General features: G+C 50.8%; 10 protein-coding genes and 1 tRNA gene. 5 read left to right on the forward strand and 6 right to left on the reverse strand.

Annotated elements, in window-relative coordinates:
* The 5 genes from Q397_RS25305 to Q397_RS0117655 form a co-directional block, all read right to left on the reverse strand.
* On the reverse strand, positions 1–210 hold a 210-nt coding region (locus Q397_RS25305; protein ID WP_205618859.1), incomplete at its 3' end, for a DUF6538 domain-containing protein.
* Between the two features lie 146 nt (positions 211–356).
* Positions 357–433: transfer RNA gene (locus tag Q397_RS0117640), tRNA-Ile, on the reverse strand.
* Positions 434–523: 90 nt separating this feature from the next.
* Complete coding sequence (gene rpoD / locus Q397_RS0117645; protein ID WP_028880535.1) at positions 524–2,590, reverse strand: RNA polymerase sigma factor RpoD; 2,067 nt, start codon at positions 2,588–2,590, stop codon at positions 524–526.
* Positions 2,591–2,691: 101 nt separating this feature from the next.
* On the reverse strand, positions 2,692–4,590 hold the full coding sequence (dnaG, locus tag Q397_RS23245) for a DNA primase (protein WP_084149112.1): 1,899 nt from the start codon (positions 4,588–4,590) through the stop codon (positions 2,692–2,694).
* A 17-nt stretch (positions 4,591–4,607) separates the two neighbouring features.
* Positions 4,608–5,063 carry a GatB/YqeY domain-containing protein gene (locus Q397_RS0117655; protein ID WP_028880536.1) on the reverse strand — a complete coding sequence of 152 codons (456 nt, stop codon included), beginning with the start codon at positions 5,061–5,063 and terminating at the stop codon, positions 4,608–4,610.
* A gap of 212 nt (positions 5,064–5,275) precedes the next feature.
* On the opposite strand from Q397_RS0117655, the gene carA reads away from it, so the two are divergent.
* The 4 genes from carA to greA all read left to right on the forward strand — a co-directional run bounded on the left by carA (position 5,276) and on the right by greA (position 10,680).
* A complete protein-coding gene (carA, locus tag Q397_RS0117660; RefSeq protein WP_084149113.1) occupies positions 5,276–6,469 on the forward strand; it encodes a glutamine-hydrolyzing carbamoyl-phosphate synthase small subunit in 1,194 nt (397 codons plus the stop codon).
* Positions 6,469–6,741 carry a hypothetical protein gene (locus Q397_RS0117665; protein WP_028880538.1) on the forward strand — a complete coding sequence of 91 codons (273 nt, stop codon included), beginning with the start codon at positions 6,469–6,471 and terminating at the stop codon, positions 6,739–6,741. Before carA ends, Q397_RS0117665 begins: the two co-directional genes overlap by 1 nt.
* A gap of 111 nt (positions 6,742–6,852) precedes the next feature.
* Positions 6,853–10,113, forward strand: coding sequence for a carbamoyl-phosphate synthase large subunit (carB, locus tag Q397_RS0117670; protein WP_028880539.1), 3,261 nt, complete (start codon positions 6,853–6,855; stop codon positions 10,111–10,113).
* 93 nt (positions 10,114–10,206) lie between these two features.
* On the forward strand, positions 10,207–10,680 hold the full coding sequence (gene greA / locus Q397_RS0117675; RefSeq protein ID WP_028880540.1) for a transcription elongation factor GreA: 474 nt from the start codon (positions 10,207–10,209) through the stop codon (positions 10,678–10,680).
* 76 nt (positions 10,681–10,756) lie between these two features.
* On the opposite strand, the gene Q397_RS0117680 is transcribed toward greA, so the two are convergent.
* On the reverse strand, positions 10,757–11,263 hold the full coding sequence (locus tag Q397_RS0117680; protein ID WP_028880541.1) for an Lrp/AsnC family transcriptional regulator: 507 nt from the start codon (positions 11,261–11,263) through the stop codon (positions 10,757–10,759).
* Positions 11,264–11,626: 363 nt separating this feature from the next.
* Here Q397_RS0117680 and Q397_RS0117685 point away from each other — a divergent pair, with 363 nt between their 5' ends.
* Positions 11,627–12,232 (forward strand): peroxiredoxin, encoded by a 606-nt coding sequence (locus tag Q397_RS0117685; RefSeq protein ID WP_028880542.1) that lies wholly within the window; start codon positions 11,627–11,629, stop codon positions 12,230–12,232.
* Positions 12,233–12,335: the final 103 nt, after the last annotated feature.

The raw sequence follows: 12,335 nt of genomic DNA on the forward strand, positions 1-12,335 counted from the left end.
GACCCCATCACCATTACGACGAACATCATCAAACATCATTGCAATGTCATATGACACCGTTCTTACCCGACGTAATGCTTCACCGTAATCCGCTGTTTTTAAAGACCGTCTGATGAATTCACGGTTCAAAATTAACCGTATATCCATCGGCACCCGGACACGGTATTGCCAGACGTTTCCACGCCGATATAGACCCGCTACCCGGCTCATAATCGGCACCTGATGTGACACACTTTAGTGTCACACTCTGGCCTACCACCGACAGCACCAATGCCATGTGCACATAGCAAAACAACCCCAGAACCGTTATGGTTCAGGAGGTTGTAAGCTATTGAAACCACTAAATAAAAGAGGTTTGGTAGGGCAGGAGGGACTTGAACCCCCGACCAGACCGTTATGAGCGGTCGGCTCTAACCAACTGAGCTACTGCCCCACAGTAAAGATGATATGTATCAGAGATATCATCCGTGTCAGATGTGGCGTGAATTTAATGAAAACTCACGCCACGTCAAGACATAGATGATTAATAGTCGAGGAAGCTGCGCAATTTACGTGAACGGCTCGGGTGTTTGAGCTTACGAAGGGCTTTCGCTTCAATCTGACGGATACGTTCGCGGGTAACCGAGAACTGTTGACCAACTTCTTCCAACGTGTGATCGGTGTTCATACCGATACCAAAACGCATACGAAGCACACGTTCTTCACGCGGTGTCAGGGAAGACAGGACGCGTGTTGTTGTGTTACGCAGGTTAGACTGAATGGCAGCATCCAGCGGCTGAACGGCGTTTTTATCTTCGATGAAGTCACCCAGATGGCTGTCTTCCTCATCCCCGATCGGGGTTTCAAGGGAGATCGGCTCTTTGGCAATCTTAAGGACCTTACGGACCTTTTCTTGCGGCATGGAGAGCTTTTCAGCCAGTTCTTCCGGTGTGGGTTCGCGACCGATCTCATGCAGCATCTGGCGGCTAGTGCGCACCAGCTTGTTGATGGTTTCGATCATGTGAACCGGAATACGGATTGTGCGGGCCTGATCGGCGATAGAACGGGTAATCGCCTGACGGATCCACCAAGTCGCATAGGTGGAGAACTTGTATCCACGACGGTATTCGAACTTATCAACCGCTTTCATCAGGCCGATGTTGCCTTCCTGAATGAGATCCAGGAATTGCAGGCCACGGTTGGTATATTTTTTCGCAATGGAAATAACCAGACGCAGGTTAGCTTCAATCATTTCCTTTTTCGCGCGGTTGGCTTCACGTTCACCTTTTTGAACGGTGGAGACAATGCGGCGATATTCAGCGATGGGCAGTCCGACTTCACCGGCAACTTCTGTGACACGGGCGCGCAGCTTGATGATTTCGTCCTGATGACGTTCAGCAAAACGCTGCCAGCCTTTGGCGGGCAGTTCAGCCACGCGTTCCAGCCAGTTGGGGTCGAGTTCGTGACCGTAGTATTGCTTGAGGAAGTCAGCACGTGACACGCGACAGCCTGTCGCCAAGCGCAACATACGACCTTCACAGTTCATCAAAGCTTTGTTGAGACCATAAAGGTGGTCCATCAATTCTTCAATACGACCGTTGTTCAGGTGAACTTCTTCCATCAGCCCAACCAGTTCATGACGCAGTTTTTCAATGCGGCGTTCGATGGTTGTGGAAACTTTTTCACCTTTACCCAATGTGGTCAGGCGTTGTTCCTGCGCTTTGTGGAGTTTGTCGTAAGTCTTTGCAATTTTTTCAAAATTTTCAACGACTTGCGGCAGGAGTTGTTCTTCCATTGCCGCCAAAGAGACGTTGTTTTCTTCTACGCCGTCGTCGTCACCAGAAGAATCTTCGCCGTCTTCGTCTTCTTCCCCTTCTTTAGACTCGTCCATGTCATCCATGTCGTCGTCTTCGCCAGCGGTATCAACGCCGTCTGGGGCTTCGATTTCTTTTTCATCATCGTCGTCATTATCGTTGTCGTCGATGTCAGCGCTGATGCTGTCAGTGTCGGTGTCTTCTTCTAGGTCTTTTGCTGCGGCTTCGACTTCTTCTGTATCCGGGCCGCCACCATATGTGGTTTCCAGATCGATAATGTCACGCAGTAAAATGTCGCCATTGATCAGGGCGTCGTGCCATTCCACGATAGAGCGAATGGTAATCGGGCTTTCACAAATGCCACCGATCATCATTTCACGACCGGCTTCGATACGTTTTGCAATCGCGATTTCACCTTCACGCGACAGCAATTCAACACTGCCCATTTCGCGCAGGTACATGCGTACAGGGTCGTCGGTACGACCCGTGTCGTTTTCGTCGATGTTACCGGATTTTTCTTCGTTTTCGTCGTCGTTGTCGTCGTCTTCCGCTTCTTCGTTTTCAACAACGCTGATACCCATTTCAGACAGGGCGGACATCGTGTCTTCGATCTGTTCGGAAGACATTTTATCCGGCGGAAGCGCCGTGTTTAACTCGTCATAAGTGATGAAACCGCGATCCTTGCCTTTGGCAAGCATCTTCTTAACGGCGGCACCAAGGGAATCAAGAAGTGGGCCATCACCGCCTTCTTCTTGTTTGGTTTTTGCTTCGGTCGTATTTGCAGCTTTCGCAGACATGCGATTCCCCGTGAACTTTAAAAACTATCAATGAAGCGATCTTTAAAAAAACTAAAGAGCGGACTCATTAGGTAAGATGCGCCATGAATATGTAAAGAGCGTTAATCAAACAAATCTTCTTCATTCAATTTGAAAGAATATCCACCTGTCTCGTCTTCATCGGTATCAACCATCCCCATGAGCTTCTGGTGAGCCTGAAATTGACTCAGGGCTTGCGGGGTCATTTCTAGTTCGAGCCTGCGTTTCAATTCTTTGAACTCCGTCGCTAGATCCCGTTGGTTCATATATAAAGTGAACGTATGGTCCCAGCCACGCAGTACAACGTCGATCGGGCGGTCAGGATGCAAGAAAGTCTCATGCCCGATAAACTTCCCACCGTTTGGTGCATGGAACTTACCTAGCAGAGATTTTAGTGGGCCTGAAAACCCGTTCTTTACGAGGTGGTCTTGAAGCGCGCTAGAATCAAGGCCCAAATCCCCATCGAGGGTCTTTAGAACTTCCTGACGAAGGTTGTCAAGCGAATCGCTCATGAAATTCAGCAGTCCCAAACGCTCGCCGACCTCATCAATTATATTTGGATGTAGAATGACGGCGGCCAAGAGTAAGGTTTCCCGCCAGTTTTGCGCGTTTATCTTTGTGTTTAAACTGCTTTTTGCCTCTAAATGAGTGCGGTGATTTTTTTTCTCCGCGCGCCAATCTCGTTTGCGTTGAAATGGTTTTGAGTCTTTTTTCGCTCGAATTTCGTTCCAGATGCGATCTTTTAAGGCCGCGAGGAAATGGCTTTTCACCGATTCGTCTTCAATTTGGAAGGCGTGTTTTTTAAGTTGATCTTCTAAATACGCGCGATCTTCGGCGGTATCAAGATTGATCCCTTCGCTTTCCATGCGCCACAGCAATTCGGACAAAGGGATGGCTTTGTCGAGCAATGTCTGCATGGCATCGCTGCCGTGTTTTTTAATCAAGCTGTCCGGGTCCTCGCCTTCTGGCAGATGGACGAACTTTAAACCGAACCCGGGTTTGAGGTGGGGGAGGGCTCGTTCGGCCCCGCGTGCGGCGGCACGTTGGCCGGCGGCATCCCCGTCAAAACACAAGGTCGGGCGACGACTCATGCGCCACAGAAGCTGGATCTGATCTTCGGTCAGGGCAGTCCCGAGAGGCGCAACGGCATTGGGGAAGCCCCCTTGGGCAAGGGCGATCACGTCCATGTAGCCTTCGGTGACGATAATCTCTTCTTTTTTGTGGGCGCTTTCGCGTGCTTGGGCGAGGCCGTAGAGGACAGTCCCTTTGTGAAACAGGGGGGTGTCGGGAGAGTTTAGATATTTGGGTTTGCCATCCCCCAGCAATCGCCCACCAAAGGCAATGACTTTGCCGCGGCGGTCTGTGATGGGGAACATGACCCGTTCACGAAAACGTTCGTAAGGACTGCGCGCGCGATCATCTGGCTGGATGAGTAAGCCTGCCTCAATCATCAAACGTTCGTCGATCCCTTCGCGTTTCAACGCCGCCACCAGCCCGCCTTTGATGTTGGGCGAATAGCCGAGACGGAAGTGCTTGATCGTGTTTTCGCTCAGCCCACGGTTTTTTAGGTACTGGAGGCCGATCTTACCTTCTGGCATTTTAAGCGCGCGCTCATAATAAAGCGTGGCGTGCTCCATGACATCGTAAAGGGTATTGCGCTTTTCGCTGCGTTCACGCTGTTCTGGCGTGTCTTGCGGCACATCCATACCGGCTTGCAGTGCGAGACGTTCTACAGCTTCGGGGAATGTCAGCCCTTCGGTATTTATCAAAAAATCAAGGGCGCTCCCATGTGCCCCGCAACCGAAGCAATGGTAAAAGCCTTTATCGTCATTGACGGTAAAGGACGGGGATTTTTCGTTGTGAAAAGGGCAAAGGCCGGAATGTTCCCGACCTTTTTTGGTAAGCTTGACCCTTTTCCCGACAATCTCCGAAACAGAGACGCGGTTTCTTAATTCATCTAGAAAGCCGGGAGGGATCGCCATTTATGTTTCCGCGAAAGTTAAGCTAAGCGGGATTTGATGATGGCACTTGCCTTACCGAAATCCATTTGGCCGGCGAACCGGTCACGGATAGCTTTCATGGTTGGCCCCATGTCTTTCAGGCTGGTTGCGCCCAATTCTGCAATGACAGAATCGACAGCGGCACCAATTTCGTCTTCAGACATCTGTTTTGGCAAAAATGTCTCGATAACCTCGATTTCTTTTGCTTCTTGCTCTGCCAGTTCAAGACGACCACCGTTTTCGTACATGGTGATACTGTCACGACGTTGCTTGATCATGGATTGCATGAGAGACAGGATTTCTTCGTCAGAAATGCCGTCCGGTTTGTCTTGTGTACGTGCCGCAATGTCGCGGTCTTTAAGGGCTGCCATAATTAGGCGCAGCGTCGAAACCGCATGCGCGTCTTTGGCTACCATCGCCGTTTTGAGGGCGGATTTAATCTGCTCGCGAAGCATAACCTTGCACTATGTTGTTTTAAGGAAAGCAAGAAACTTATACTAAGTGACAGAAAAAATCAATCAGAAAAGGTTTTGTAACATATTGAAAAATAACGATTTATTTTATTTGTGACTCCCCCTTGACTACCGTGGTAGATTTCTTTATCAACGCGCCAATTTGCCTATAGGCATTGATTGAATATAGCTCTTTTATAAAGGACACCGAAGCCATGTCGCAGACAAAAGCGCCGGTCGCACCCATGCCGCCGAAAGCCCGTCCCAAAAACGCCAATGCCGCACTGGTATTGACGGATGGAACTGTTTTTTGGGGGAAAGGTGTTGGCGTAGAGGGTGTCGCAATCGGTGAGGTGTGCTTCAACACATCTATCACCGGATATCAGGAAATTATGACGGACCCGTCTTATGCGGGCCAGATCATTACTTTCACGTTCCCTCACATCGGTAACACCGGTACCAACGCCGAAGATATTGAAACAGCCAAACCCGTTGCCCGCGGCTGCATTTTGCGCGCCGACATTACAGAGCCGGCAAACTGGCGTGCGGTTGAACATTTTGACGCCTGGATGAAAGCGTCCAACCTCGTCGGGATTTCCGGCATCGATACACGCCAACTGACACGTCATATCCGTGACAATGGCGCCCCGGGCGGGACCATCATCCATTTGCCAAAAGGTCAGGACATTGATCTGGACGCCCTGAATACAATGTCAAATTCCTTCCCCGGTCTGGAAGGGATGGATTTGGCAAAAGAAGTCATGTGCGAAAAACCTTACGAGTGGACTGAGGCCGCATGGACGATGGGCGAAGGCTACGCCAAACAGGAAGACCCGAAGTATCATGTGGTCGCGGTGGACTTTGGGGCGAAACGTAACATTCTGCGCTGTTTGGCGGCTGCAGGCTGTAAAGTGACGGTCGTGCCGGGCACAACATCAGCAGAAGATATTCTTGCCTACAACCCGGATGGGGTCTTCTTGTCCAACGGACCGGGTGATCCGGCGGCAACGGGTGAATATGCGGTGCCGATGATCCAAAAGATCATGGAAGGCGGTAAGCCGATGTTCGGCATTTGCTTGGGGCACCAGATGACCTGTCTGGCTTTGGGTGCAAAGACATATAAAATGCACCTGGGGCATCGCGGGGCAAACCATCCGGTGAAAGACCTGATCACAGGTCAGGTTGAAATCACATCCCAGAACCACGGTTTTGTGGTGGACGAAGAAACACTGCCGGCAAACGCCACCATCACGCACCGTTCCCTGTTTGATAAAACATTGGAAGGGATAGCACTGGAAGACAAGCCTGTCTTTACTGTGCAGCACCACCCGGAAGCGTCACCGGGGCCGCAAGATAGCCACTATCTCTTTGGTCGCTTTGTTGACCTGATGGCGAAGGCGAAAAAATAATGTCCCTCACTGTCCACGCCACGAAACTGCTGAGTGCCCTAGCTGAAGATGATCAGCTACCGGGTGGGGTGTTTCGTGACGTGGAAGGGATTTGCGAAGAATTTAACGTGAGTTTCGAGACACGTGCTCAGCTTGCGAACTGGCTTCAAGAACTCTGTGATGTCGGTGCAGTGATTTTGGAAGATCATGAACTGAACGTGTCAGCGACACCGCCGTTCATGGCCTCCATCACGTTGCACGGCTTAGACATGGCCGGGTATCTGGGCCGCTAGATACATAGTCTCCGTTTTTAGGGGTGCCATTGGCGCGCCTGAATGGATTGAGAAAGTTTTAGGTTCCCTGTTTTGCAGGGATGTTATGTTGTAAGGACGATAAGGTTAGTCATGCCAAAACGTACAGATATAAAATCGATTATGATTATTGGGGCCGGTCCGATTGTGATCGGTCAAGCGTGTGAGTTCGATTATTCAGGGGCTCAGGCGTGTAAGGCGCTGCGTGAGGAAGGCTATCGCGTCATTCTTGTGAACTCCAACCCCGCAACGATCATGACCGATCCGGGGATGGCGGATGCCACCTATATTGAACCGATCACACCGGAAGTGGTCGCGAAGATCCTTGAAAAAGAAAAGCCCGATGCACTGCTGCCGACCATGGGTGGTCAGACAGCCTTGAACACGGCCTTGGCCTTGTATGATAATGGCACGCTGGAACGTCTGGGGATCGAGATGATCGGCGCGACGGCCGATGCGATCGACAAGGCGGAAAACCGCGAGCGCTTCCGTGAAGCGATGACCAAGATCGGTCTGGAAAACGCACGTTCCTTCGTGTGTCACACCCGCGCAGAAGCGGACGAAGCGCTGAAGGAAATCGGCTTGCCGGTGATCATTCGTCCGAGCTTTACGCTTGGTGGTACCGGCGGCGGTGTTGCTTATAACAAAGAAGAATTTGAAAAGATCGTGGCAAGCGGTCTGGCAGCGTCCCCGACGTCTGAAGTTCTGGTCGAAGAATCGCTTCTCGGCTGGAAAGAGTATGAGATGGAAGTGGTGCGGGACAAAAAAGACAACTGCATCATTATTTGTTCCATTGAAAACGTGGACCCGATGGGCGTTCACACAGGGGACTCCATCACCGTGGCACCGGCGCTGACCCTGACGGATAAAGAATATCAGGTCATGCGGAATGCCTCTTTAGCGGTCTTGCGTGAAATTGGTGTGGATACGGGCGGGTCTAACGTTCAGTTTACCGTGAACCCGGAAAATGGCCGCCTCATCGTGATCGAGATGAACCCGCGTGTCTCACGTTCGTCCGCATTGGCATCCAAAGCAACAGGTTTCCCGATTGCGAAAATCGCAGCGAAACTGGCGGTGGGTTACACATTGGATGAGCTGGACAATGATATAACCGGCTGCACACCGGCGTCGTTTGAGCCGAGCATCGATTACGTTGTCACCAAAATCCCGCGTTTCACGTTCGAGAAATTCCCGGGTACAGACGACAGTCTGTCCACAGCGATGAAGTCTGTTGGGGAAGCCATGTCCATTGGTCGTACCTTCGCAGAATCTCTGCAAAAAGGTCTGCGTTCCATGGAAACCGGCCTGACAGGATTGAACGAAGTTGAAATCGAAGGCGCGAACGGGCCGGAAGGTAAGCTGGCTGTGATCGGCGAGTTGGGCAAGCCGCGTTCTGATCGTCTGTTGGTGATCGCGCAAGCGTTCCGCCATGGGCTGACGTTGGAAGAAATTCAGGCGGCCTGTAAATATGAGCCATGGATGCTGCGTCAGATCAAAGACATTGTTGATGCGGAGCAGGAATTGATCCTGCGCGGTCTGCCGGGCGAGGCGGACGAGCTGCAACGCTACAAGAAGATGGGTTTCTCTGATCAGCGGATCTCCGAGCTGACGGGCAAAGATATCGAAGTGGTGAAATACCGTCGTAAGGTGTTGAACATTCACCCGACGTACAAACGTGTGGATACCTGTGCGGCGGAATTCCCGTCCAAGACCTCCTACATGTATTCCGCATACGAAGGTGATGGGATCACCCCGCCGGAATGTGAATCTGATCCAAGCGACCGTGAAAAAATCGTCATCCTTGGGGGGGGGCCGAACCGTATTGGTCAGGGGATCGAGTTTGACTATTGCTGTGTGCATGCGTCTTACGCATTGAAAGAAGCCGGTTACGAAACCATCATGGTCAACTGTAACCCGGAAACGGTTTCCACGGACTATGATACGTCTGATCGTCTGTATTTCGAGCCGCTGACGGAAGAAGATGTGATCGAGTTGATCCGCGTCGAACAGTCCAACGGACATGTTAAAGGCGTGATCGTCCAGTACGGTGGCCAAACACCGTTGAAACTGGCAAACGCCCTTGAAAAAGCAGATATTCCGATCCTTGGGACAAGTGTTGATGCGATCGACCTTGCCGAAGATCGTGAACGTTTCCAACAGCTTCTGGCGCAACTGGGGCTAAAACAGCCGTCCAACGGTCTGGCGCGTTCTGAAGAAGAAGCACTGAAGGTCGCTGAAAGCATCGGCTTCCCGCTTGTTATTCGTCCGTCCTATGTTCTGGGTGGTCGTGCGATGGAAATCGTGCACAGCATGGATCGTCTGAAACGCTACATGAAAGAAGCCGTTCAGGTGTCTGGTGACAGCCCGGTTCTGTTGGATAGCTTCCTGCAAGATGCGATTGAGGTGGATGTAGATGCCATCGGGGATAGCGACGGCAACGTCTATATCGCCGGTATCATGCAGCATATCGAAGAAGCAGGCATTCACTCTGGTGACTCGGCTTGTTCTCTGCCGCCTTATTCCCTCAGCGACAAAGTCATTGAAGAGCTGAAAAATCAAGCGGTTGCGCTGGCGCAGGCGTTGAAGGTTGTCGGCTTGATGAACGTTCAGTTCGCCGTGAAGGAAGAAGTGATCTACATCATCGAGGTGAACCCACGTGCCTCACGTACGGTCCCGTTTGTAGCCAAAGCGACTGGTGTTGCCGTGGCGAAAGTCGGTGCGCGTGTCATGGCGGGGGAAAAGCTGGCAGACTTTGGTCTGGAAGGTCAGATGCCGAAACTGGATCACGTCGCGGTGAAAGAAGCGGTCTTCCCGTTCGCACGTTTCCCCGGTGTTGATACATTGTTGGGCCCGGAAATGAAGTCTACAGGCGAAGTCATGGGTCTGGATAAAGACTTCCCGACAGCGTTTTTGAAAGCACAGATGGGTGCCGGTGCGCATCTTCCGACAGAAGGTTGTGCCTTTGTTTCTGTAAAAGAGCGCGATAAAGAAAAGATCGTGCCGATTGCACAGAAGCTGGTGGATATGGGCTTCTCGCTGATGGCCACATCCGGTACTGCAGGTTATCTGGCAGAAAAAGGCATTGCGGCGAAAACTGTCAACAAAGTGATCGAAGGTCGCCCCCACTGTGTGGATGCGATTTTGAATGACGAAATTCAGTTGGTGATTAATACAACTGAAGGTATTCAAGCGATTGAAGACAGTTATTCCATCCGTCGCGAGACGCTGACGCAGGGTATCCCCTATTACACGACAATGACCGGTGCCAATGCAGCTGCTGATGCAATTGCGGCCTTGCGTGCGGGTGCTTTGGAAGTGGCAGCCCTTCAATCTTACTTTGACAAGTCCTTCTAATTCGGCTTAAGTAGGCACGTTATTGTTTTTTGCGCCCTCACATCTTGTGTGGGGGCGCATCTGTTTTTTTACCGATCGTATGGGAATAGAGTTATGGATCGCATACCCATGACAGCTGAGGGTTGTGCCCAGCTTGAAGAAGAGTTGAAAAATTTGAAGTCGGTCGAACGACCGGCGGTAATTGCGGCGATTGCTGAAGCCCGCGAACATGGCGATCTTTCTGAAAACGCCGAGTATCATGCGGCACGCGAGAAGCAGGGCTTCATCGAGGGCCGCATTAAAGAGCTGGAATCGGTGATCAGCGTAGTAGAGGTGATTGACCCGAAAACCTTGTCCGGTGACGTGGTTCGTTTTGGGGCGACAGTTCTTGTTGTCGATGAAGAAACGGACGAAGAAACCACGTACCAGATTGTTGGTCAGCACGAAGCCAACCTTGAAGGTGGCAAGCTGTCTGTTGGAGCCCCCTTGGCCCGCGCCTTAATCGGCAAGAGCATCGGGGATAGCGTCGAAGTACGCACACCGGGCGGTATAAAGGCCTATGAAATTCTGGAAGTGGAATTCAAGTAATTCCCTTTGAAGAGTTCCACAAAAAAAGCGGTGACTGTTAAACAGCACCGCTTTTTTTATATCTGTACAGAGAGGCTTACTCTTCTGTCGCGTCAACGTCATCCGGGACGTCCACTTTAATGGGGACACCGGGGATCGTCTTGGCGCTGCGAATCGTCATGGAAGATTTGACATGAGCTACATTAGGCGCTGATGTCAGGGATTTTGTTAGGAACTGTTGATAGGAATCCCAGTCTTTTTCAACGATTTTCAGCAGAAAGTCTGTTTCACCTGCCAGCATGTGACATTCGCGTACTTCCGGCCAGGAAGCGATCAGGTTTTCAAAAGCTTTTAAGTCGGCTTCTGCTTGGCTGTTGAGGCCAACCTGAGCGAAGACAGTCACGTTAAATCCAAGCGCGGCGGGGTCAAGCTCTGCGTGATAGCCACGCACAAAGCCTGCTTCTTCAAGGGCGCGCACCCGACGCAAACAAGGTGGAGCTGATATGCCGGCGCGGCGGGCCAATTCGACATTTGTCATACGACCGTCGTCTTGCAGGTCTGCAAGAATGCGGCGATCGATTCGGTCAAGTTTGACCTTTTGCATAATAATTCTACTCCAAAAATTCCTTGATAGACGCAACGATATTACAATGTTGTGCAGCGTAAGCCAAGAGAAGCTTACAAAAAAAGCGCAAGAAAATTTCATTGCAAAATGCATAAAAGTACGATCCGAAAATGAAAAATGATTAGCTGGGGAGGGGTTAGCCGCTAGTTTAGAAAACGAGAGGGGGCTTTTGATCTAGCTATTTGATTTTTTTGATAAATTTTAAGAAGCAAGCTATAGCCCTGAAATCAAAAAGCCGTTAACGTAACGAAATTCAGGACGCGCTTTTTCCCGGTTGCAATCAATAGGGAGAGAGGGTAGTCTGTCGCTAGTTTTGAATCATTCAAAAAAAAGGAAGATGTAATGTCTCAAGTTCTCGTAGGTCAAGAAGCTCCTGATTTCACAGCACCGGCTGTTATGGGCGACAACTCTATCAATGAAGAATTTAACCTGAAATCCTATCTCGACGGTTCTTACGGCGTTCTGTTCTTCTATCCGTTGGACTTCACGTTTGTATGTCCTTCTGAAATCATCGCATTTGACAAACGTCGTGCGGCTTTTGAAGAACGTGGCGCGAAAGTTATCGCTTGTTCCATCGATTCTCACTTCACACACCTGGCGTGGAAAAACACACCGGTAAACGAAGGTGGTTTGGGTCAGGTTCAGTTCCCGATGGTTGCTGACATCACGAAAGACATCGTCACTGACTACGGTGTGAAAACAGGTCCGGGCATCGCGTTCCGTGGCACATTCATCATCGACAAAAACGGCGTTGTTCGCCACCAACTCGTTAACGATCTGCCGCTGGGCCGTAACGTTGACGAAACAATCCGTACACTGGACGCGCTGATCTTCCACGAAGAGCACGGCGAAGTTTGCCCGGCGGGTTGGAACAAAGGTGATTCCGGTATGACAGCGACTCCAGACGGCGTTGCAGCGTACTTGTCAGCAAACTCTGACAAACTCTAAGTATTACGATACTTGGTAAAATAGTAAAAAGGGGAGCCTTGGCTTCCCTTTTTTTCTTCTATCTTGCGTATCGGGCCAGACGTGCCTAGATTAGCGCTCTCTT

The sequence above is a fragment of the Terasakiella pusilla DSM 6293 genome (assembly GCF_000688235.1).
In the GTDB taxonomy this organism is placed as follows: Bacteria; Pseudomonadota; Alphaproteobacteria; order Rhodospirillales; family Terasakiellaceae; genus Terasakiella; species Terasakiella pusilla.

Excerpts from the sequence above, each read along its gene's own strand:
- rpoD (WP_028880535.1), bottom strand. The coding sequence starts at position 2,590 with ATGTCTGCGAAAGCTGCAAATACGACCGAAGCAAAAACCAAACAAGAA.
- dnaG (WP_084149112.1), bottom strand. The coding sequence starts at position 4,590 with ATGGCGATCCCTCCCGGCTTTCTAGATGAATTAAGAAACCGCGTCTCT.
- Q397_RS0117655 (WP_028880536.1), bottom strand. The coding sequence starts at position 5,063 with ATGCTTCGCGAGCAGATTAAATCCGCCCTCAAAACGGCGATGGTAGCC.
- carA (WP_084149113.1), top strand. The coding sequence starts at position 5,276 with ATGTCGCAGACAAAAGCGCCGGTCGCACCCATGCCGCCGAAAGCCCGT.
- Q397_RS0117665 (WP_028880538.1), top strand. The coding sequence starts at position 6,469 with ATGTCCCTCACTGTCCACGCCACGAAACTGCTGAGTGCCCTAGCTGAA.
- carB (WP_028880539.1), top strand. The coding sequence starts at position 6,853 with ATGCCAAAACGTACAGATATAAAATCGATTATGATTATTGGGGCCGGT.
- greA (WP_028880540.1), top strand. The coding sequence starts at position 10,207 with ATGGATCGCATACCCATGACAGCTGAGGGTTGTGCCCAGCTTGAAGAA.
- Q397_RS0117680 (WP_028880541.1), bottom strand. The coding sequence starts at position 11,263 with ATGCAAAAGGTCAAACTTGACCGAATCGATCGCCGCATTCTTGCAGAC.
- Q397_RS0117685 (WP_028880542.1), top strand. The coding sequence starts at position 11,627 with ATGTCTCAAGTTCTCGTAGGTCAAGAAGCTCCTGATTTCACAGCACCG.